Consider the following 22,382-nt stretch of genomic DNA (forward strand, 5'->3'; position numbering starts at 1 on the left):
CAGGGTAAAGCGTAAAAAACGCATTCCTCCACGATGCTCAGAAAGATTATTAGTCCCCAATAAACAAAGTGACTGTTGGTCAATGGATTTTATGAGTGGCAGTAGCCGTAATCAACGTCGCTTTAGAACATTCAATGTCATCGATGACTTTAATCGTGAGGCGTTAGGTATTGATATTGCAGTAAGCTTACCAGCAGGAAGGATTACCCGTTACTTAGATAAACTGGCCGAATATCATGGGTATCCATTAAAAATACGGGTCGATAATGGGCCAGAATTTACAGGAAAAACCTTTACCAACTGGGCTAAATTACATGGTATAACCATTGATTATATCCAGCCCGGTAGCCCATATCAAAATACTTGGCCACTACAGTTTAACGCTTTGGCTTAATAAGGGATTTAAACAATTTGGTGCTTTATTTATAATAATTCATTAAACAATTGAATTTAAAATAATTTCATGCTGAAACGGTATAGATTCCTGAATATTTTTTACAAAAATGATTTTATTTTTGCCCCAATAAAATAGGAAAAAATATGAAGAAAGATCTAAAAGAAATAGAACAACAAGATCAATTAATAGTAGTTTATTTATCTCTAAAATAATTGGCTAATTCGTCAATTTTTTTAGATTACCCACGGCAACCAAACAGCTATCATTCATGACTTAATAGCATTTTTTTGCTATAGTAGGCGCCATTTTATTTAATTTGGATGAATCTTAATTATGGAATCTATACCTAATTGCCCTGTTTGCCAATCTGAACACACTTATCATGATGGCAGCTTTTGTGTTTGCCCTGAATGTGCCCACGAATGGGATCCAAACGAGGCTGTGTCTTCTGATGATGAATTACAAGTAAAAGACAGTAATGGTAATTTACTTGCTGATGGTGATGATATTATTTTAATTAAAGATCTTAAGTTAAAAGGATCGTCAACTGTGCTGAAAAAAGGCGCTAAAGCCAAAGGCATTCGTTTAGTAGACGGTGATCATGAGATCGATTGTAAAGTCGATGGTATGAAAATTATGCTTAAAGCTTGCTTTGTGAAAAAAGCTTAGCTAATTATAATATGTTGTGCTGATTTTATCAGCATTACATATACATTATTTTTCTCTCATTTTACATAACATCTTTATTAGCAATAGCCATAACCTATGAAAATGCTACCGTTGCCGATAAAAATCAGCAAAAGGGAATATTTAACGGCATTCCCTTAATTGTTAATCTTAATTTTCAAAAACCAATGTTGCTTCTTCAAGTTATAAGTAAAACGATATAAAATATAAACTCATTTAACCTTTGCAAGCAATATGGTTAATTTGTCCTATCTTATTTTCATAACCACCATATCCCACCCCACCATTGACAGAATGCACAACAAAGTATAGTTCGGATGAATAGTTATCTCTTGTCCAATAATGAGCATCACGCCATTCAGAGTTTGGGTAGCTTATTTTATTCATTGGCCCCCACTCAGCGGTCAGCCCTTCACCAATTGCTCGAGTATAATTGTTATCTTTAAACTGCCAATACATTGGTGCTTTTCTTTGTGGAGAGTTAGTCAATTCGCCTCGAGAAAGTACGTTAAAAGCACTTCCACATTTTGTTTGAGATACATTCCAATATCCCTTAAAATCGCCCTGTGGAATAGCCCAAATACTTGTTGGATTAAAGCTATAATCATGTTTAACTGATCTATCTCTTTTTAATGTCGCTTGCACTATTACTTGATCTAATGGTTTTTTCTTTAAGGTAATTGATCCTAATGAATCAACATCAACAACATCTTTCGTTTGAGTAATAACTGAAAATTCATAATCCGTTTGTGCACCAGTCATCACTAATTGAAACTGAGCCCCTGGAAAGCCCGTTGTTGGGAATGTTTTTGATGAATATGTTGGTTTAGCCTTAAAGCCAAAATCCAATACATAATCACTTGTGCGACCTCCTCCATACTCAGGACTTATTATGCTATTTTCAAGATTCCATTTTTGAGAATTACCGTTTTCATCAAAACCATGCCATTGAGCATTTTGATAAACAACTGTGGCATTCGGTTTAGCATAACAAATTTGCGATTTTGGTGCTATTTGGTAGGTTTTAGCTAGGGTAATCGGCTCGCCTTCATCAGGAATTCCGTATGCCGAATGGGCTCTAACATTGGTTTTAATGATGAGTTTTAATGGCATTGAAAAACCACTTCCACAACCTATAATTTTTTTCTTATCATCACCGATTATTCTTACGCCATTATTGTCATACCACCAATAATTAGTCATTTCCACTTTAAATGGTTGCTGAGGATCAGCATTATCACCATCTATATCACTGTAATTTTCAACTTTATCTAAATTTGTTGAAGTATAAATCGCCACTTTAAAATCGTTAAGCGTTAAGTTACCATCAAATTCTTTCACTTCACTAGATTTTATAGTGCCACTCGCCTCACTGTAAAAAACACCATTAACAGTAAAACCATGTTTATCTGCACTCGATAACGCAACCACTTGCGGTGTATTCCCAACAATAACCTGACTTGAAGTCGCTGTTAGTATTGCATTAGCTGAGCTAACGTGTATCCATTGTGATAATAAGATTAAACTCATGACTTGAGTAGGTTTTGGTTTTAAGTGAGCTGTCAGTGCCGTTATTTTGGTAGCAAAGTGAGATTTGCAATGGAAGTGTTTAAAACAAAAAGGTAACGCTAAAGATAAAACGTTTTGTTGTAATATTAAAGTTGAAATAAAACGATTAACAAATAATAATATGCCCGATGCCCGATGCCCGATGCCCGATGCCCGATGCCCGATGCCCGATGCCCGATGCCCAATTATATTTTATCATAATTTTTTTATTCATCACACTTACCCTCTTAAATTTGTTTTTATAAAACAAATGGTTAATGTTATTTTTAGTAATTTTAGCATAAAGTAGTATATAGTTATGCTACTCTATTTTAGAATAAAAACCTCGTTTTTCACCTGTTTTTTTGTAAAGTTTTGTTAAGCTCCTTCTTTAATAAAAGAGCATTCATTGCTCTAAATTTTTTAATAATATGAGATAACGAGTCTAATTGAAAGTATGAAAATAATACTTAGATAGATCATTATTTTTATTTAAGTACTTATTATCTTTTTTGAGTAATTTATTTCTAAATCAATATGATAGAATAGTAATTTCACCCAATACCCACAAAAAGCAAGTCAAGTTGAATAGGTTAATTAAACACGACTGTGTGATCAATTTATGTCACAGAGTTAAATACCATAAGATACTAGAAATTTGTTCAAACATTTGTTCAAAGACAAATGTAGCAAAGGTGGGCAATGCTGAAATTAAGTAAGTTAGCATGAGCAATCCTAATAATAATGTAGCTGGATAGCCGACAACAAAAATCGAGAGTTGTGGCGTTATTCTATTAAGTAGCCCTAATGATATATTGACGATTAACAACAATGTCATTAAGGGAAGTGCTAACATTATCCCATTGATAAATAATAGTTTACTGACATCAATTAAAGCTAAGTATCCGTTTGCTTGTAATGGTGTTACTGCGATGGGAATAATATCAAAACTGTTTGCTATGCCGTATAACAACCATAAATGACCATCAATACTAAGAAAGATTAGCAGTGCAATAATGTTAATTAAGCGTGACAATACCGATGTAGATGGACCGCCAATAGGATCAAAAAAAGTTGCCATGCCAAGTCCCATTTGCATACCAATTAATTCGCCGGCAAATTGCACCGTCATAAATGCTAACTGCATAGTAAAACCAATAAGCACGCCAATCATTATTTGCTGTGCAATCATCCATATGCCAATAAAAGAGTATATTTTAATATGTTCATCAAGATGTGGAAGTGGCAAAGCAATTGCAATAAGTAATGCTAAGCTTATTTTTACGCGGTTGGGGATCTCTTTTTCTCCCAAAATAGGGGCAACCATAATCAACGCTAAGATGCGCACAAAGGGGAAAAAGCCGTCTTTAGCCCAAGCAAAGAAATCAATATTAAATAAAATATTACTATTAAAATCCATTTGATTTAACGGGTTAAATTAGGAATATCGGTAATGACCGTTTGCATATAATCAATCATGGTTGATAGCATTGATGGTCCCCATATGATTAAAACCACAACGACCGCGATAATTTTGGGAATAAATGATAATGTCATTTCATTAATTTGCGTGGCCGCTTGTAATAAGCTAATGATTAATCCTGTTACTAAAGCAACTAATAGTAACGGTCCAGCCAGTGATGCAGCGACTTTTATTGCTTGTATTGCTAAGGTGCTAATATATTCGGGCGACATAGTGTGATTCAACTAAAAAAGCTTTGTGCTAACGAACCAAGTAATAAGTGCCAACCATCGGCTAACACAAATAACATTAACTTAAATGGTAAAGACACCGTTGCTGGCGGTACCATCATCATGCCTAATGCCATGAGCGTGCTTGCAACCACGAGATCTATCACTAAGAAAGGAATAAAAATGGTAAAACCGATTTGAAATGCTGTTTTTAATTCACTGACAACAAAAGCCGGAACCAGTACTTTTAAAGGGACATCTTCACGTGTTTGAATATCATTTTGGTGAGACATGTTAACAAATAATGCTAGGTCCGTTTCTCGTGTTTGGGCAAGCATAAATTGTTGTAATGGTTTAGCCGCTTGAGTGAAGCCCTCTTGCATGGTGATTTGATTTTGCGAATACGGCACATAAGCATCTTGATAAATGTTATCAATCACGGGGGACATAATGAAATAGGTCATAAATAGGGCAATGCCCAAAATAACTTGATTGGGTGGTGCCGATTGCGTACCAAGTGCATTACGTAACAGACCTAATACAATAATAATACGTGTGAAACTGGTCATTAGTAACAAAATTGCTGGAATGAAGGTAAGCAATGTCAAAAAGACTAAGGTTTCAACAGGTAATGACCAATTTTGCCCACCACTCATGGGTTGGGATATGGTAGGTAACGCAGATAAGTCAGCATGGCATGATAAACTTAGTAACAATAAGCTGAGCAAAATAGTAAAATTTAACCGCACTAGTTGTTACTCCTTTTTTGCTTTTAAAGCGGATTGTAATATCTGCTGAAATACGTTACTTTTCACACAAGTGGTATCTGTCATATTTTGCGAAAGCAGTGCTTGAGTGCGTTGTTCATTGATAGTATGTAATAACGTCATTTGTTGAGGTGTAACCCCAATCACTAATAATTGGTTATCAACATGAACCACAACCATACGCTCTTTGGGGCTAATGCTATATGTGGCTTTGACATCGATCCATTGATTGGTCTTTTTTTTCCAGCCCATTCGTTTGGCAAGCCAACCTAACAATAAAATAAAACCAATGACAACGATAAGCGTTGATCCTATTGAGGATCCTACTTCAGTATAAATATTTAACGGAGAAGATGACGGAGCCAACGTTTTGGCGTTTGTTAACGTTTTGGTGTTTGCTATAGTATCCACAGGTTCAACCAAATTAGTTTGCTTCATTACTATTAACGGCTCAATCTTCACTGTTAACGGCTCAGTCTTCGTACACGTTCTGATGGGGTAATAATATCGGTGATACGCACACCATAGTTATCGCCCACAACGACAATTTCACCTTGAGCAATTAAGTAACCGTTAATCAATATATCCAATGGTTCACCAGCTAGCCCATCTAATGCAATTACAGATCCCTGTGTTAAATTTAATAGATCTTTAATTGCTATCTTGGTTCGACCAAGCTCTACACTTAAATCAACAGGAATATCTAAAATCAGATTAATATCTTGCTTTTTTTCTTCCGTTTGTTGCGGTGATAATGTTTCAAAAATAGCCTCTTTAGTGATGAGTTCATCACTCGTTACTTTTTCTTCTTGGTCTTCGTCGTTATTTGGTATAATGTCAGTCATTGAACACTCCCTCATTCAGTTGTTCTATTACAGGATTAATGACCTGTTCTACTTGAATTGCATATTGTTTATTTACTTTACCGTAATGGCCTTTTAATACCGGTACACCGCCAACTGTTACATCTATATTTGTTGGTTTTTCAATTGTTAAAACATCATCAACTTTTAACGCTAACAGTTTTTCAACGGTTGTATGAATATGGGTAAAATTGGCAACTAATTCGACAGATGATTGTTTAATTCCAGTGGTTAATGAACTCATCCAGATATTATCGTCTTGATAAGTCTGTTCTTCGATAGGCGGTTTTATTAGCAACTCTTTGATTGGTTCGACCATAGAATAAGGAATACAAACGCAAAATGTTGCTTTGCTATGACCCACTTCAACTTTAAAATTGGTTGTTAACACGACATCGTCAGGTGAGCTAGTAATGTTGGTAAATTTACTTTGTATTTCAGAACGAATATATTCGGTTTCAATGGCGTAAATATCAGCCCATGCATTTTGATAAATAACTAATGTTAACTCGAGCACTCGTTTAATGATTTGCTGTTCCGTGTGCGTAAATTCCCGCCCTTCTGTTTCTATTTGGGAAAAATGTCCATCACCGCCAAACAATGAATCCACAATAATAAACACTAGCTCAGGTGAGAATGAAAATAAACAAGTTCCTCTTAATGGGTTAAGGTGCACTAAATTCAAATGATTTGCTGATGAAATATCAGAAAACTCTTTAAACGTATGAGACTCAACGGGAGAGGCAATTACATCAGTATTACGGCGTAATTGATTAAATAATCCAATTCGAAATTGCCGAGCAAAACGTTCATTAATGATCTCTAATGCCGTTAAACGTTCAGGGATAAATCGATGTTTGACTGATAAATCATAAGGTCTAACATCGGTCTTTTTTCCTGTAGGTAACGAGGCACCCAAAGCATCAATATTGCTATCATCTTCAGCTACAACAAAATTATCAGGGGTTAAAGCATCACTGCTTTCGTTTATGTCTTGTTTCGGCTCACGCTTATCAGGCATAATCATCACCGTATAATAAAATCAGTAAATAAAACTTCATCAATATTTACCCAATGTTTTGCATTATATTTTCGCGATAACGTATTTTTTATCTGTTCTTGTAAATCGATTTTCCCTGCTTCTTGCTTTAGCTTATTAATATATTGCTTTGAAGTAAGGAGGAGGATATCGCTTCTTACTTCGGGTAAATAATCCAATAGCACTGTTTTTTGATTTTCATCATTAACACGTAATACCACCCCGACATAAAGGATTTTAGTCATCTCAATATTATCTTCAGCAACAGGCAATGAAATAGTAAACGGTTTTAATGTTAAAAATACTGGCGAGACGATTTCAGGCTCTTCTTGCACTTTAGTTGTGTCTTTTAGATAGCCTTGAAACCACAAATAAGCTGCGGCACTTATTGCTGATAGGGTAATAAGAATAAGGATTAAATTTAAAGCACTTACTTTTTTGGACGTTGTAGGCATATTTACTCTTGTCTCTATAAAAATTTAAAAAGATTTATAATCCATTAATTGGCTATAGTGACGAGAATAATAAATCATATTTTTAAAATTGATTTGAAGAATAGGCAACAAAACATGACCTATTTAAACGTTTCATCTTCTCTAATCCCCAATTTGTATAATAAATAGTAATTTTAATCGTTAAGCAAATATACTGAGTGCCGATTTTTGTGGGCTATTTTCAACACGTACTTGTTCAACATTGATATCGTTTGTCTCTGGATCTAACGTTAGGGCGTTATGTGACTGATTGTGTTTGGTTTGCTGATACATAGCAGATTGTTGCGAATCACTCATCATCGAAAAGTCACCAATATCTGCTTGTTCTAGGGTAATGCCTTGATCGGCTAATGATGTTTTTAAGAAAGGCAGTGCCGATTCTAACAGACCTTTAACAACACCATGTGCTGCCATCATATGAAGATTCATCTTATCATCGCTCATCGCAAGTTTAATGTGTAATGAGCCTAATTCTTGTGGGTGCAAATGTATGTTGGCAGATTGAATACCTTGCCGATTAAACATAATAATTTGTTCTGTTAATGAATTTTGCCATTGCGTAGTATTTGCTTGCATCGACATATTTAGTGTTGCTGATGTCGTGCTAGTATTAACTGACGGTACTAATGCATTTTGCCCATTGGCATGGGTCGTTAAAGCTGATTCGGGATTGATATGCAAAATCGCACCTTGATCGTCATTATTTATTATAAATGGTGTTTGATCTGCCATCGCTTTTTGCCTAATGTCGCTAGCATTTTGTGTATTATTCGTTTGATTAAAATGCGTATTACTCACATCATTTTTAATTCTTGTGGCTTTTTTATGCACCAGATCAGTGGCTATCGCTTGGTGATTGTCCGACAATGGCATGACATCTGTTTGCTGTTTTGCTTTATTGATTAAATTCTCACTGTCATAAATAGAGGCCAGTAGCTGTGTTGGCTGATCATTAATTAACGTTTCTGACGATAAATTATCGAATAAATCCGCATTTAAAATGTCAGTATTTAGATGATTTGTTATCGATAAATTGGGCTTGGTTTTTGCCTCACTATTTTGTTTTGCGCTTACAACATCTTGTTTTTCTTGTTCAATAGTTTGTATATAAAAAGGATTGATAGCCATAATGATCATATCAGCATCATGATCTTCGTGTGTATCATCGATAACATTTAACTCAGCATTAATGATTTTTTTGCCTTGTTGGCTTTGCTTTTCACTCTGTTGCAATAATTGTTGAAAACCATCATTATCACTTGCAATTACATCCGTTTCAACTGATTGCGATTGATGAGATGGGGTAAGATTTAAATCATTAATAAGATTAATATTCATTTAATACTCTCCTTGCTAGTTGTAGCTGTGCAAATTCATCAGTCAGTTTTTGTTGCAAACGGCTTTGTTGCTGTAACCGTTTTTTATATTGCTTGTCTAATAATGTTGTATAAGTGTTCAAGTTTTTTTGTGATTGATTAAGTTGATGGGTTATTTGCTTTTGCTTAATATCTAACGATAACAATACTTTTTTTTGCTGCTCAATGCCTTTTTCAAGGGTTGAAATAAATGCATTAAAATTACTTAATTGGCATCCATTAATACCATGAGATAAGGCATTATTTAATTTTTGTCGGTACTCATCATAATAATCATTTAATACATTCAGTTGTGATTGTGCATTACGATGATTTTCATGGGCTTTTTTTAACTTAAGTAAAGTATCGTCTACCGATTTTTGCGCCAATTTTTTTAGTGTTAAAAAAGCAAATTGCCCAGAATTTTTATTTACCATTACTCAGTCCTAACTAGCTAATTTGGGTTCGACAATATTTACTAATTGTTGATAAGCATCTTGATAACTACAATGCTCATTAATTCCTTGCTGTAAAAATTTTTGCATAGCAGGAAACAGCATAATCGCCTTATCCAATAAAGGATCGGTGCCAGACACATAAGCACCAACATTAATCAAATCGCGGTTTCGTTGAAAACTTGAAAATAACTGTTTAAACAACCGTGATTTTTTTTCATCCTCAGGTGCGGTAAGATCGGTCATCACTCGACTGATTGAGGCCTCGATATCAATAGCAGGGTAATGACCAGACTCAGCAAGTGAGCGTGACAAAACAATATGCCCATCAAGTATGGCTCTAGCTGAATCAGCAATCGGATCTTGTTGATCATCACCTTCAGTTAATACCGTATAAAATGCCGTAATTGAGCCTTTTCCTTCTTCATCATTGCCTGCTCTTTCAACTAATGCTGGTAATTTGGCAAAGACCGACGGAGGATAGCCTTTCGTTGCTGGTGGTTCTCCTATAGCTAACGCAATTTCACGTTGTGCCATGGCATAACGCGTTAAAGAGTCCATAATCAGTAACACATTAAACCCTTTATCGCGGAAATTTTCGGCGATTTTAGTCGCATAGGCAGCGCCTTGTAAGCGTAATAATGGCGAGACATCCGCTGGTGCGGCAACAACAACCGCTCGCGCTAATCCCTCTTCACCTAAAATATTTTCGATAAAATCTTTAACTTCTCGCCCCCGCTCACCGATCAATCCGACAACTATAATATCGGCTTGGGTGTAACGTGCCATCATGCCAAGTAAAACGCTTTTTCCAACGCCAGAACCAGCAAATAACCCCATTCGCTGTCCTTTACCAACCGTTAATAACGCGTTGATGGCTCTAACGCCAACATCAAGCACTTGGTGAACTGGCGTGCGCTGTAATGGGTTAATCGATTTATGAGATAATCCACCAAATTCAACATCTTCTGGTAACGGTTGACCATCTAACGGTTTACCCATAGCATCAACAACTCGACCTAACAAACCCATTCCCATGGGTAATACTTTATGACTAAAGTGCGCTAAATCATATTGCTTGGTATAAACACGAGCGCCTAATAAAATACCGTCAGTGGATTCAAATGGCATTAAGTAAAGCGTTTTATCACTAAATCCAACTATCTCGCACTCAACAGGCTCAATTCGACCGTCGGTTTGTCGTTCAACCAAGCAGTTAGATCCCAAAGGTAACTTTAGTCCAGTAGCTTCTAACACAAGTCCCGATGCTTTAACCAATCTTCCGTATTGGCGGATTAGTGATAATGATTCAAGTTGTTGTTTAGCCTGATCAATTTTACTTAGCCATTTTGCAGAATATCTCATGTTAATGATTGTCCTCTTTTAGGCTATCAGACATTATTTGCCAGTGTTGACCGACATTTGCGTCAATTTCATTAGTTTCGGTAAATATCTTACATCCACCCTGTTCTACGTTAGAATCGGCAATAAGTTGCCAATGATGTTGACTGATTTCATCATTCAGCATGGGTTCTAACCATAGCAAATCAGCCGGATTAAAATGCAATGCAATAGGTTCAGACAAGATTGAACACTGTTCAACTAATGTTTTTATGGTATAAATAAGCTGTTTTTGCTTAGCTTTTGGTATCGTACCTACTGTTTTTTGCGCAGCAATCAATGCTAAATCAAGCAGTTTAGGAACAATTAATTCATTGATTTCGTTAATCGAATTTTGAAAATTAGTCATTAAATTAGCTATAGCTTGAACGGCATTTATTTTTTCTTTATTAAGTTGTTGTTCAATGAACTGGCGCCCTTCTTGCTCGCCAATTCGATATCCTTCATCATAACCAGTCTGTTTACCTGCATTGAAACCTTCTTGTTGACCTAAATTAAAACCTTCCTGATAAGCCTGTTTTTTTACCTTTTCTTTTAACAGCTCTAACTGTTGTGCCTGATTTAACTCTGGTTCAATTACAACATTATCTATCTCGGTAGCAGTTAATTCTGTTTCAGGCTCATCAATTTCAACGTTTATAGTAACTTCATTTTTACTTAACTTCGGTAATTCGGATAAATAAAAATCTTGAAAAATTAATGGTTTCCAATTTGATCTATCTAGCCGGTTACACATATTCATCATCACCGCTACTTAGGATCACTTCACCACTTTCTGCTAATCGACGAGCAATCGCCAATATTTTTTTCTGTTCGGTTTCAACTTGAGATAAACGTACAGGTGGCCTATTTTCTAAATCTTCACGTAAAATAGAGGCTGCACGCTGTGACATATTACTTAATAATTTGTCACGTAACTCAACCGTTGCACCTTTCAATGCAATGATTAACATTTCATTATCGATTTCTTTAAGTAAGCGTTGAATACTTCTATCATCCACTTCAACAAGATTTTCAAACAAGAACATTTCATCAATAATTTTTTGGGTTAATTCTCCATCATAATCACGCAATGCATTAATAACTTGCTCTTCTTGCTGTGTTTTCATTAAGTTAATAATTTCTGCCGCAGTACGTATACCACCAAGATTATTAAGTTTGATATTTTGACCATGTAGTAAAGTCGATAGTGAGGTTGAAAGCAATTGAAGCGCTGAAGGCTCAACCCCCCCAAATGTTGCAATACGTAACATAACATCGTTTCGTAATTCATCATCAAATAAGTTTAGAATTTCTGCCGCTAAATCGCGATTTAGATGAACAAGAATCGTTGCTATAATTTGAGGATGCTCTTTCTTCACTAGATCAACCGCTCTTGTTGCATCAATATAATTGAGCATTTCAAGACCATCGGTAGCTTCTTCTTGTTCAGTTGATAAAAGTTCATCAAGTAAACGTTCCGCTTTTTCACTACCCAGTGAACGCCCCAATATTGATCGTAAATAACCATTGGGATCAGTATTTAAAACAGCGCACTCTTCAAGTGCAACTTGGCACTCGTTAAGTATGCCTTTCAACTGTTCTTGAGAAAACTGAGGCAACGACATCATAGCACTACTAATTTGTTGTACTTCTTTTTGGCTAAGATGCTGCATTACTTGCGCTGCCAGCCCTTCGCCTAATACCATTAAAATGGCAGCCGCTTTCTGAGATTCACTTAAAATCATTGGTTAGTGTCCTCCCTACTCATCCAGCTACGAATAATTAATGCCATTACCCGAGGCTCTTTCTCAACAATTTTTCGTATGTGCTGTTGTTGTTGCATATTATCTTCAAACATTTTGTGTTGCTGTTTACTGTGTGCTTTATAATCTAATTTTTCTTCCGCTGATAGCTCAATATCAGATGTTTGACCATTACTGTTAAGAAGCTGTCTTTGTAATTTTATCCAGAACGATCGTAATACCTTACGCCATAAAACCCATAAAATGGCAATATAAATTAAATATTTAACTGCATTTTTAACGGAGTCATAAAATTCATTTGTTTTCCAAAATGCGATATTTTCGTTTTCATCAAATAATTGATCAGTAAATTTCAAATTTGCAACCGTTAATGTATCGCCACGTAAATCAGAAAAGCCCATTGCTTGGCGTGCTAATGCTTCAATATTTTTCAGCTCATCGTTATCTAACTTTACCCATCGTTCTGTTATAGAAGATGACTTGCTGTCATCATCAGATTTAGCCTCATCTGGCTCAATGGTGACAAATTTATAATTAACCAAAACAGCCACCGATAAACGTTTAACCCGTCCTTCCGGTATTTGGCTACGTATAACTTGTCTATTTACTTCAAAATTAATGGTATTATTCGATTGTAAGTTGTAAGGTTGTTGTTTATTATTTTTTTCAATCGATTCATCGTTTTCATCGATTGGTGCACTAGGTGTTGGTACAGGTTGATTAGATAATGCACCTGGCACTCCGCCAATACCATAGCTTGTTGCTGATTGATGATTTTCGACTTGCTGTTTACTACGGATGGTTTGATTCGCAATATTGCTATTAGGATCATACGTTTCTGATGTCGATTCTTGGCGACTAAAATCAACATCAGCATTCACTTGTACCTTGACGTTATTTTTACCCAAAATAGGAATAATAATTTTTTCTACTCGCTCACGAACGCTGTTTTCAATCCGCTCACTAAACTCCAACTGCGCAACATTCGCGCTTCTGTCACGATAGCTTTCACCAGTTAATAAATTGCCTCGCTGATCAATAATTGTGACTTTGTCGGGCTGTAATTCCGGTACACTACTTGAAATCAAATGAATAATGCCATCAATTTGACCTTGCGATAATGAGCGACCTGGGAGTAATGTTAATGCTACTGACGCTGAAGGAAATTTGCGTTCTCTAACAAACAAAGAAGGTTTAGGCATAGCTAAATGCACTCTCGCATCATCAATACTACTAATGATAGCAATTGTTCTTGATAATTCGCCTTCTAAAGCGCGTTGATAATTAACTTGCTCATTGAATTGGCTCATACCAAAACTTTCTTTATCAAGCAATTCAAACCCAACTGCACCACCTTTAGGCAACCCTTGTTGGGCAATCCGTAAACGGGTATCGTAAACTTTATCTTCAGGAATTAAGATAGTCGTGCCAGAAGAGGAAAATTGATAAGGAATATTCATCTTATCAAGCTGGCTAATAATTTCGCCACCATCTTTATCATTCAAATGACTAAATAGAACTGCGTAAGGCTCATCTTTAGCCCATAAATAGACAAAACTCATCATTGCGATTGTAATGACACCAGCAATTAACAATGCCATTTTGGTGTTTTGTTTTAGTTGATTGACAAAAGGCAACTTATTTAAGATTGATTCACCTTTATTATTGACTGCTTCGCTAGCCATAGCATCCTGACTCTAAACTATTTAGATTAACTCTGTAGTTTATTATCCATATATTTGAAAAATTCAATGGCGAGAAAAGCGTGCAGTTTTTCCCTTACTTAAACCCTTTGGTTTTTTATTTATATGTTAAATTTAGCCATACAGTAACAAAAGAGCTAAAAAGCAGTTATCAAAATGAATACAATCAACACATTCAACCCAATGGAATTCACTAATTTAAATGAATCAACGTCAATATCTTCAAAAACGCATTTTGCAGATAAAAACTTTGTTTCAGAATTAAAAACCGCTTTAGATAACATCAGTCAACGACAAATACAGGCAAATAATGAAGCCAAAGCTTTTGAAATGGGAGAGGCGAATACTTCTTTGAATGAGGTCATGGTTAATATGCAAAAATCATCGATTTCATTGCAATTTGGTATTCAAGTGCGCAATAAACTGGTTGCAGCTTATCAAGAAATTATGAATATGAATGTCTAATTAATGACATCGAATATAATTGCCATATCCTAAATTTTGCATTTTGCTTTTACTAATAACCATTAATTCTGGGCTAAATGCGATAATCAACTCACCACACGATTCAAGTTTAAAATAAGCATCGCTCATATTTTTGATGCTTGTTGTACTGCTAAATATATTATTTTCGTTATCAACTGATAGCTCAAAAAACTTTACCATTTTTACTATACTATTTAAAAAAATAACGACATAATGCCATCATTTAATAAAAAACCAATAAAATACATAAAGGATTCAAAATGATAACGTTAAAAAAAGCCAATATAGCCTTAAATGAACAGCATCTCGACTACCCAACATTAGGGCAACTGATTGTTCTGACATCGCTTGATGGGTTTTCTACTACAAGGGCAATTTGTTATCAAGAAAAGCTTGTTATTGCTGCTAATTTTTATCCACAAAACGGGGATGATTATAAGGTTATATATGTTGTTATTGAACTCGATAAGAAAAATACTCATTATTATTATGAGCCTGATGGAATCCTACCCCATTTTTTTGTCAGCCCTACTGGTAAGGATTATGTGTCTATTACTGTGTACCATCCAGATAAAGATTTAGAAATTATGCTCCCATTATTTGATAGAGAAAATATCACCTATCCAAAGCCCAAACGCCCTATTGTCGGCGATTTTAATGGAATATGTCATGATTTTTCTATTTTCCATTATGTTGATATTTTTTCAGAAAAAAAACCAGATAAATTGATTGCAGTTGCATTTAAAAATGATGATATAAAAAAAATCTATACCAATAAAATTCCGCTTCCAAAACATAACAAATTATTTATTGATTCTTTGAATAACCAAATCCATCTACTTGCTTGTGTTGACAATGGTTGGTTACATCGCCAAGTTGATGAGATGGGGAACGTTTTACAGTCAAGAAATATCAACACAGGAAAGCGTTTTTATCTAACTTGCGTATTGAATTTAAGCTTTTCTAATACATCGAGTATTTTAAATATTGATGAAAAAGGTAAGTTTTATTTAATCAATGTGTTACCCAACGGAGAAATCGAACTAAATCTATTGCTCGATATGGAAAGACAAATTTATTCTATTTGGGAACCGATAAAAATCGCCACAGAAACGTTTGTTATGCGGTTCACTGATGAAATCAGCAATGGGTGGATTACAATTCAAAATAATCAGGTGATCGAAGCCTTTTCTCAGGAAACCGTTGGTTGCTATATAAACCTGCACACAAAAGAAGTGTTTAAATTATCCACAAAAGAATTAATCATTAGTGAGATCGTCAAAACCAAAGATGCCAATTATACTGTTGTTTTTTACGGAAAAGAAGAAGACAATAACACAAAAAACAAAGAGTTAATTATTTTAAATCGCAATATTGATTGAGGTTGTTTAACGGGATGCTTGCTTGGTTCCTATCGATGAATAAGATTCAAGCAAAGCATCCACAAACTTACATTAAACAGGCAATTTTTTGATAGCTACCGATTTTAGTTTGATAATCGGCATGCTTGCCAATCAACTCTCTAAGCTGAGAATGACGAGTAATCATTAATTGGGTTAACTGCTGCTGATAGCTAAGTATATTTTTGATATACATTCGAATCAGGTCTTGATGTTGCAATGGCATGTTTTCAATTTTCGAAAAATCATCAACCAACATAATACCTTTCGATAATTGAAGGTATTTCGCCTGCCAACTCAACAATAAATCCCAGTTATCATTCTGGGCATTTATCAACATTTGTTCAACAACATAATTAAATTGTTCGTATTGTTCTAATAAGTTATTTCCTTGCATAATCATCCTTTTTTATTTTGCAATTTCACGCCAAGATTCGGCAATATTGTTTAATAAATCAAAACAGGTTTGTAATTTTTCTTTATCATTATGTAAATTGGCTAGAACTAACTGTTGGCTAATATACTGATATAAACGATCTAAATTTTCAGCAATTTCACCCCCTTTTTCTAAATCTAAGCAACTTTTAAGCCCATTATCAACAATATTAATCGCTTTAGAAATTGCATTACCTTTACCGACAATATTACCTTTTTGAATATACAAGCTAGCTAATTTAATTGCGTTAAGCGCACCATCAAATAATAATACGATCAATTGATGAGGCGATGCTTGGCTAACTCGCGTTTCTAAATTCACTTGCTCATAAGCTTTAGAACCTAATTTGTACATTACTTCCCTCTATTTTTTTAAGTTTGCCATCATGTCAAATTGGGTTGTTAAATAATTACTCATGCTATCTAACTCGTTAATTAAAATATCTAATTTGGTAAATTGCACTCGATAACGTTCAATAGTTTGTTCAATAGAATTGCTTACTTGATCATGGCGTTTCTCTAATGATTTTAAGGTAGAATTTAACCCATTAGTTGCTGAATCAATCATGCCATCGCTATCAATAAATCCACTCACTTTGGCAAAAACTTCGTTAGCAATACCCGTTTTTTCACCATCACCAGTAAATAATATCATTACCGCATCGCTGTTTTCATTGAGTGCTTTTTTCAGCTCATTTTCTTTGATCGTTAACTGGCCACTTTTGTCCATATTGATGCCTATTTGCGACAAAACAGCAAATTCGCCTGATTGTCCTTTGGCAAAGATTGAACGAATACTTTGATCAATATTACGTAACGTTGAATCGCCAATAAGTGGACCATTACTACTGTTTAATTCTTTTGAATTTTTATCTTCTGCAGTAAACTTAGTTAATGATGAAATCGTTGTTTGTAATTGATTAAATGCATCTATCCATTCTTTTATGGCTTCTTCCGTTTTTTCATGATCAGCAGTTATAGCAAGGCTTTGGCTAGTTGGCGTTATCTGTTTTAAGGTAATATCAACACCAGCAATAACATCCTTAACCGTATTAGACCCACTGGTTATGGCAATACCATTAAACGAAAATTTAGCATCTTGCGCTTTTGCAACTTCAGTCATATGACTATTGCTGGATTGATTAATATCAAATCCAATAACATTACTTAACATTTCGTCATCTGATGAAATAGAAGTAATGCTTTGTTGTTCGCCTGTTTCTTTCGATGTGATGACTAATTGATAACCATCTGCTCCGGAACGAATAATGGAAGCATTCATTGTTGAAGAGCTGGTTGTTCCATCTTCATTAGTAACTTTGGCATTATTAATGGCATTTGCTATTGATTCTAAAGATGTTTCATCTTGAGATAGCGTGACATTAAGCTTATTGCCATTTGCTTGTTCAATGGTAATAGTTCGGGTTTGATTATCATTGCCTAATTTGGCGTTTTTATCATTGATTGTCGATGTAGCAATACCATGAGATGTGGCTAATTGATCAACTGTAACTGTATAATTACCTAATGCTGCTTTGCTATTTGCTTTTACCGAAAAATAATTGTCATTTCCTGTTGCTATTCGGCTTTGAAAAAGATCTTTTTTTTGAAGTTTTTCCGTTACAGTATTAAATGTTGTTAATGCACTTTTTAATTTACCAAAACCACTAATTTTAGCATTAATTGCTTTTTGTTGAGTTGTAATTGGGGTTAAACGTGTTTTTTCGGCCACTTCTAGTTGATCTAAAATACCATTAAGATCAATTCCAGAACCAATGCCTAATGCGCTCATTGCCATGATTTAGTCTACCTATAACAATTATTCAATATTGTTTATATCGGCTGATAATTAGAAAAATTTAGTCTTCCTTTAAATATTTATCTAATAAATTGATAATAATCTATTCTTTCGAATAAAAAAATCATTAGAAAATTATTTCCAAAAAATAATACTATGATTATATTTAATAATATCAGTTTAATTTACAACTAAATTGCTGCTATAAAAAAATAATCATCAAAAAGATTAAAGTTCCCTATTTTGTTACCGATAAGTTATTTGTCAGCAAGAATTATGAATTAAATTTAAATATCTTGTTGATTTTAATATTTATATTATTGGAGATAAAAATGGCACAAGTAATTAATACAAATACAATGTCTTTAATGGCAAAAAATAACCTTAACAATTCTCAAAGCGTTCTTAGTACTTCTATTGAGCGTCTTTCATCAGGTATGCGTATTAATAGCGCAAAAGATGATGCAGCAGGTCAAGCAATTGCTAACCGTTTTTCATCAAACATTAAAGGCTTAACGCAAGCGGCACGTAATGCAAATGATGGTATCTCCCTTGCACAAACTACTGAAGGTGCGTTAAACGAAATCAACAACAACGTACAACGTATTCGTGAATTAACTGTTCAAGCAGCCAATGGCACCAATTCTGAAAGCGATTTAGTATCAATTCAAAATGAAATCGATCAACGTTTAGACGAAATCGATCGTGTTTCTAAACAAACTGATTTCAACGGCTCTAAAGTATTATCAGAAGATAAAACGCTTAAAATTCAAGTGGGTGCAAACGATGGTGAAACTATTGAAATCCATTTGAAAAAAATTGATAGTACTGAACTTGGTTTAGATGGATTTAAAATTTCAGGTGAAGACCTAACCACAGATCCATTAAAAACAATTGATGAGGCATTATCAAACATTGATGCATTACGTGGCCAACTTGGTGCGGTACAAAACCGTTTCGAATCAACAGTAAACAACATCAATAATACTGTAAACAACTTAAGTTCTGCGCGTAGCCGTATTGAAGATGCTGATTATGCAACAGAAGTTTCAAACATGACTCGTGGTCAAATCTTGCAACAAGCAGGTACTTCAGTACTAGCTCAAGCTAACCAAGTACCACAATCAGTACTTTCTTTATTACAATAATTGTAATTACCCATTTTTGATCATTCAAAATTTACACATAGTCATAACAGTATTTTTATAATGTTGTTATGGCTAATAATTATAATTAACTATTTTTTCGCCCTTTATTCTGCCCATTAAATTCATTAACTATCGTCATAATACTATTCGGCATTTTTCTTAACATTGGTTCAAAAAATGGATGATAGCTTATATAACTCATATGGTGTAATAAACCAAATCGATTGGAAACAATATATTCATTTGGTACGTAATGAAGCTTTAAAATTAGCAGTTCGTTTGCCGACAACGGTTGAGCTAGACGATTTATTACAAGTTGGCTATATCGGTTTATTAGATACAATCAAACGTTATGATGCCACTCAAGGTAATACTTTTGCAACCTTTGCTATTCCAAGGATACAAGGGGCAATGTTAGATGAGCTACGTAGCCGAGATTGGTTACCAAGACAAACTCGCAAAAAAATAAAAGATGTCACAGCGGCAATCAATGAATTAGAGAAAACATTAGGCATCACTCCTAACGATCATCAGATCGCCGAGTATTTGCAATTATCCCTTACTGAATATCATAAAATTTTATTAGATTCGAATTATAGCCAGATAGGCTCATTTGATGAGATCCAACTAAAGTTAGGAGATAACATTGATGCCATCATTGAGCATGGCGAGGATAACAATCCTTTTTCGGCAATTATCAGCGATGAAAATTACACCATTATTAACCAACAAATTGAAAATCTACCAGAAAAGGAAAAACTTGTCCTAGCGCTTTATTACCAAGAAGATCTTAATTTAAAAGAGATTGGTAAGGTAATGAATATTAGTGAATCAAGAGTAAGCCAATTGCATAGCCAAGCAATAAAAAGAATACAAAGTAAAGTTTCTTGTTAGAAGAAATAGAAAAAAATTTAAATAAATCGTAATCAATCGAAAATAAATTGAAATGATTTTTTTATTGACCTTTCGCATTTAAAAATGTAACTTTAGGCGCAAAAAAATATTTAACTTTAATTTTACTAATTTTCGTTTTTTTATGCGAAAAAACAGATATAGGTTGGTGACTAAATTGGGAAACACACTAGATGACGATATTCTTAAATGCATACATCATTTAAATCTTTCAACACTACTGTTAAGCCAGCGTATGCTTGAGAAAGATAAAGTAATGGCAATGTATCGATTAGGTATTGATGAACAAACCGCTGACATACTTAGCCATTTAAGTACTGCTCAGATGTTAGTTTTATCCGAAACCAATCAGCTCATATTTCAGCTAAGATTTGAAAATGCAGAAATGATGAAAAAGCTAACAGAAGAATCGCGCGTCAGAGATATAAAACAGATGCATACAGGAATTCTTTTATCAAGTTTGCTATTAGATTCAATCAATAAGTAGCTAAGGAATGATGATGACAGGTACAAGTATTATTCAAAAATATAAAGAAACCCAACTCGCTATCAAATTAATTTCCCTTGGTGGCAGAATTCAAATGTTAGAAAGCGAAACTAATTTAAGCCGAAATAAACTGATAAAACTGTATAAAGAGATTCAAGGTTGCCCACCGCCTAAAGGTTTATTGCCTTTTTCAACATCGTGGTTTATGACTTGGGAACCCAATATTCATGCCAGTATATTTTATAATGCTTATGCGTTTTTAGTGAGAAATGGGCTCAAGTCAGGCATTCAAACTATTTTAAAAGCTTATCAACTTTATTTAGAACAATGTCAATGTTCGCATAAAGAAGAACCTGTTTTAGGGCTGACTAGAGCTTGGATTTTAGTCAAATTTGTCGAAAAAAAGGTGATGCAACAATCCTGTTGCACGGAATGCCGTGGGCTTTTTATTACTCATGCTTATCATCCTCGAAATACTTTTACTTGTAGCTTATGTCAACCACCATCAAGAGCGGATAAAAATAATAAAACCCAAAAAGAAAATGACGAAAGATGCATGAAAGTGTTATCAAGACCAAGTTATTTAAATTCATCAACTACTAGACAGATCACTGCTTAAATAAGTATTAAAAATAAGTATTAAAGCAATTTAGCTGTTATTTTATGGAGAAAGAAAAAAACCAATGCTAATCATTATAGGTTATATTGTCGTTATCGCCTCGGCCCTACTTGGTTATGTGCTAAGTGGCGGTTATTTAGCTGTGCTGTTTCAACCACTCGAATTGTTAATTATTGGAGGCGCAGCAGTTGGTGCTTTTATTGTCAGTAATGAAAAGAAAGTCATCAAAGCCACGCTGCAATCTTTAGGACAATTATTTAAAACCTCTAAATATAATAAAGCGCTTTATTTAACATTAATTAATTTAATGTACAGCGTATTAACGAAGATCCGACAAAGTGGAGGATTATCCATTGAGGCTGATATTGATAATCCGCATGAAAGTGAATTATTTAAAGCCTATCCACAGATTTTAGCTAACCCTAGAATCTGTGACTTTATCACTGATTATTTACGACTTATGATTAGTGGCAATATGGATGTATTTGAGATCGAAACACTCATGAGCGAAGAAATTGAAACCTTCGTTCATGAACTCGAAAAACCCGTTGATGCCATTTCAAGTATTGGTGATGGTTTACCGGCATTTGGTATTGTTGCCGCGGTCATGGGTGTCATTAATACCCTAGCGCAAGCAGATCGACCAGCAAGTGAACTTGGAGAACTTATTGCCCATGCGATGGTGGGAACTTTTTTAGGGATCTTACTTGCCTATGGTTTCGTGTCACCGCTAGCAGCCTTATTGAAGCAAAGAAACGCTGATGTGGTCAAAATGTTAGAGTGCACCAAAGTGATTCTTATTGCCAGTATGCATGATTATGCTCCTCAAATTTGTATTGAATTTGGCCGAAAAACACTCTTCTCTCATGAAAGACCATCATTTTTTGAATTAGAACAATACATACAAGAAGTTAAAGACAAAAACACTAATCCAAATGAAAATAATTAATA

The 22,382-nt window shown here is 34.6% G+C and carries 27 protein-coding genes; 9 read left to right on the forward strand and 18 right to left on the reverse strand.

The genetic code is table 11. The annotated features are described in order from the left end of the window. Together A9G41_RS13075 and A9G41_RS13080 are read left to right on the forward strand one after the other, a co-directional pair. The coding region (locus A9G41_RS13075) for a DDE-type integrase/transposase/recombinase (RefSeq protein ID WP_143425481.1) at positions 1 to 394 on the forward strand (394 nt) is incomplete at its 5' end. Between the two features lie 336 nt (positions 395 to 730). After that, complete coding sequence (locus A9G41_RS13080; protein ID WP_065582117.1) at positions 731 to 1,066, forward strand: zinc ribbon domain-containing protein YjdM; 336 nt, start codon at positions 731 to 733, stop codon at positions 1,064 to 1,066. Between the two features lie 234 nt (positions 1,067 to 1,300). On the opposite strand, the gene A9G41_RS13085 is transcribed toward A9G41_RS13080, so the two are convergent. The 14 genes from A9G41_RS13085 to fliF form a co-directional block, all read right to left on the reverse strand. After that, positions 1,301 to 2,614, reverse strand: a complete 1,314-nt coding sequence (locus A9G41_RS13085) for a hypothetical protein (RefSeq protein WP_075539787.1) — start codon at positions 2,612 to 2,614, stop codon at positions 1,301 to 1,303. A gap of 643 nt (positions 2,615 to 3,257) precedes the next feature. Continuing rightward, positions 3,258 to 4,052: a flagellar biosynthetic protein FliR gene (gene fliR / locus A9G41_RS13095; protein ID WP_065582114.1), complete on the reverse strand. Its 795-nt coding sequence runs from the start codon at positions 4,050 to 4,052 to the stop codon at positions 3,258 to 3,260. Positions 4,053 to 4,057: 5 nt separating this feature from the next. Continuing rightward, entirely contained in the window at positions 4,058 to 4,327 is a 270-nt protein-coding gene (fliQ, locus tag A9G41_RS13100; RefSeq protein WP_065582113.1) for a flagellar biosynthesis protein FliQ, read from the reverse strand. Positions 4,328 to 4,335: 8 nt separating this feature from the next. Next, positions 4,336 to 5,073, reverse strand: coding sequence for a flagellar type III secretion system pore protein FliP (gene fliP, locus A9G41_RS13105; RefSeq protein WP_065587895.1), 738 nt, complete (start codon positions 5,071 to 5,073; stop codon positions 4,336 to 4,338). Between the two features lie 6 nt (positions 5,074 to 5,079). Further along, positions 5,080 to 5,529, reverse strand: a complete 450-nt coding sequence (gene fliO / locus A9G41_RS13110) for a flagellar biosynthetic protein FliO (protein WP_141671952.1) — start codon at positions 5,527 to 5,529, stop codon at positions 5,080 to 5,082. Between the two features lie 26 nt (positions 5,530 to 5,555). Next, a complete protein-coding gene (gene fliN, locus A9G41_RS13115) occupies positions 5,556 to 5,936 on the reverse strand; it encodes a flagellar motor switch protein FliN (protein WP_065582110.1) in 381 nt (126 codons plus the stop codon). Beyond that, positions 5,929 to 6,975 carry a flagellar motor switch protein FliM gene (gene fliM, locus A9G41_RS13120; RefSeq protein WP_081295554.1) on the reverse strand — a complete coding sequence of 349 codons (1,047 nt, stop codon included), beginning with the start codon at positions 6,973 to 6,975 and terminating at the stop codon, positions 5,929 to 5,931. Before fliM ends, fliN begins: the two co-directional genes overlap by 8 nt. Positions 6,976 to 6,980: 5 nt before the next feature. Beyond that, the gene (locus A9G41_RS13125) at positions 6,981 to 7,448 is read right to left on the reverse strand and encodes a flagellar basal body-associated FliL family protein (protein WP_065582109.1); all 468 of its coding nucleotides are present in this window, start codon (positions 7,446 to 7,448) and stop codon (positions 6,981 to 6,983) included. 180 nt (positions 7,449 to 7,628) lie between these two features. Then, positions 7,629 to 8,825, reverse strand: a complete 1,197-nt coding sequence (locus A9G41_RS13130) for a flagellar hook-length control protein FliK (RefSeq protein WP_075539789.1) — start codon at positions 8,823 to 8,825, stop codon at positions 7,629 to 7,631. Beyond that, positions 8,815 to 9,279, reverse strand: coding sequence for a flagellar export protein FliJ (fliJ, locus tag A9G41_RS13135; RefSeq protein WP_065587897.1), 465 nt, complete (start codon positions 9,277 to 9,279; stop codon positions 8,815 to 8,817). Before fliJ ends, A9G41_RS13130 begins: the two co-directional genes overlap by 11 nt. A 9-nt stretch (positions 9,280 to 9,288) precedes the next feature. Continuing rightward, a complete protein-coding gene (fliI, locus tag A9G41_RS13140) occupies positions 9,289 to 10,662 on the reverse strand; it encodes a flagellar protein export ATPase FliI (RefSeq protein ID WP_065582106.1) in 1,374 nt (457 codons plus the stop codon). A gap of 1 nt (position 10,663) precedes the next feature. Next, positions 10,664 to 11,440 carry a flagellar assembly protein FliH gene (locus A9G41_RS13145; protein WP_065652651.1) on the reverse strand — a complete coding sequence of 259 codons (777 nt, stop codon included), beginning with the start codon at positions 11,438 to 11,440 and terminating at the stop codon, positions 10,664 to 10,666. Continuing rightward, positions 11,427 to 12,425, reverse strand: a complete 999-nt coding sequence (gene fliG, locus A9G41_RS13150) for a flagellar motor switch protein FliG (protein WP_065582104.1) — start codon at positions 12,423 to 12,425, stop codon at positions 11,427 to 11,429. The genes A9G41_RS13145 and fliG overlap by 14 nt, the downstream gene beginning before the upstream one ends. Beyond that, positions 12,422 to 14,128, reverse strand: a complete 1,707-nt coding sequence (gene fliF, locus A9G41_RS13155) for a flagellar basal-body MS-ring/collar protein FliF (RefSeq protein WP_075539790.1) — start codon at positions 14,126 to 14,128, stop codon at positions 12,422 to 12,424. The genes fliG and fliF overlap by 4 nt, the downstream gene beginning before the upstream one ends. Before the next feature lie 174 nt (positions 14,129 to 14,302). Between fliF and fliE the strand changes: the two genes are divergently transcribed. Next, the gene (gene fliE, locus A9G41_RS13160; protein ID WP_075539791.1) at positions 14,303 to 14,611 is read left to right on the forward strand and encodes a flagellar hook-basal body complex protein FliE; all 309 of its coding nucleotides are present in this window, start codon (positions 14,303 to 14,305) and stop codon (positions 14,609 to 14,611) included. Here the strand turns inward: fliE and A9G41_RS13165 are convergent, their stop codons facing one another. Continuing rightward, positions 14,612 to 14,812, reverse strand: a complete 201-nt coding sequence (locus tag A9G41_RS13165; protein ID WP_075539792.1) for a hypothetical protein — start codon at positions 14,810 to 14,812, stop codon at positions 14,612 to 14,614. An 80-nt stretch (positions 14,813 to 14,892) separates the two neighbouring features. Between A9G41_RS13165 and A9G41_RS13170 the strand changes: the two genes are divergently transcribed. Then, the gene (locus A9G41_RS13170; protein ID WP_075539793.1) at positions 14,893 to 16,014 is read left to right on the forward strand and encodes a hypothetical protein; all 1,122 of its coding nucleotides are present in this window, start codon (positions 14,893 to 14,895) and stop codon (positions 16,012 to 16,014) included. A 67-nt stretch (positions 16,015 to 16,081) separates the two neighbouring features. Here the strand turns inward: A9G41_RS13170 and A9G41_RS13175 are convergent, their stop codons facing one another. Genes A9G41_RS13175 through fliD form a run of 3 tightly spaced genes read right to left on the reverse strand, consistent with a single transcriptional unit; the run spans position 16,082 to position 18,265 of the window. Next, positions 16,082 to 16,429, reverse strand: coding sequence for a hypothetical protein (locus tag A9G41_RS13175; protein ID WP_075539794.1), 348 nt, complete (start codon positions 16,427 to 16,429; stop codon positions 16,082 to 16,084). A gap of 12 nt (positions 16,430 to 16,441) precedes the next feature. Beyond that, complete coding sequence (fliS, locus tag A9G41_RS13180) at positions 16,442 to 16,822, reverse strand: flagellar export chaperone FliS (RefSeq protein WP_075539795.1); 381 nt, start codon at positions 16,820 to 16,822, stop codon at positions 16,442 to 16,444. Between the two features lie 9 nt (positions 16,823 to 16,831). After that, positions 16,832 to 18,265 (reverse strand): flagellar filament capping protein FliD, encoded by a 1,434-nt coding sequence (fliD, locus tag A9G41_RS13185; RefSeq protein ID WP_082259668.1) that lies wholly within the window; start codon positions 18,263 to 18,265, stop codon positions 16,832 to 16,834. A gap of 332 nt (positions 18,266 to 18,597) precedes the next feature. Between fliD and A9G41_RS13190 the strand changes: the two genes are divergently transcribed. From A9G41_RS13190 to motA, 5 genes are all read left to right on the forward strand, one after another. After that, positions 18,598 to 19,413 carry a flagellin N-terminal helical domain-containing protein gene (locus A9G41_RS13190; protein WP_065582097.1) on the forward strand — a complete coding sequence of 272 codons (816 nt, stop codon included), beginning with the start codon at positions 18,598 to 18,600 and terminating at the stop codon, positions 19,411 to 19,413. Positions 19,414 to 19,590: 177 nt separating this feature from the next. Then, entirely contained in the window at positions 19,591 to 20,307 is a 717-nt protein-coding gene (locus A9G41_RS13195; protein ID WP_075539797.1) for an RNA polymerase sigma factor FliA, read from the forward strand. Positions 20,308 to 20,482: 175 nt separating this feature from the next. Then, positions 20,483 to 20,812, forward strand: a complete 330-nt coding sequence (flhD, locus tag A9G41_RS13200) for a flagellar transcriptional regulator FlhD (protein WP_065566401.1) — start codon at positions 20,483 to 20,485, stop codon at positions 20,810 to 20,812. 13 nt (positions 20,813 to 20,825) lie between these two features. After that, entirely contained in the window at positions 20,826 to 21,431 is a 606-nt protein-coding gene (gene flhC / locus A9G41_RS13205; RefSeq protein ID WP_065566402.1) for a flagellar transcriptional regulator FlhC, read from the forward strand. A gap of 64 nt (positions 21,432 to 21,495) precedes the next feature. Further along, positions 21,496 to 22,380 carry a flagellar motor stator protein MotA gene (gene motA / locus A9G41_RS13210; RefSeq protein ID WP_065582095.1) on the forward strand — a complete coding sequence of 295 codons (885 nt, stop codon included), beginning with the start codon at positions 21,496 to 21,498 and terminating at the stop codon, positions 22,378 to 22,380. Positions 22,381 to 22,382: the final 2 nt, after the last annotated feature.

The sequence above is a fragment of the Gilliamella sp. Nev5-1 genome, assembly GCF_001690895.1.
Classification (GTDB): Bacteria; Pseudomonadota; Gammaproteobacteria; order Enterobacterales; family Orbaceae; genus Gilliamella; species Gilliamella apicola_C.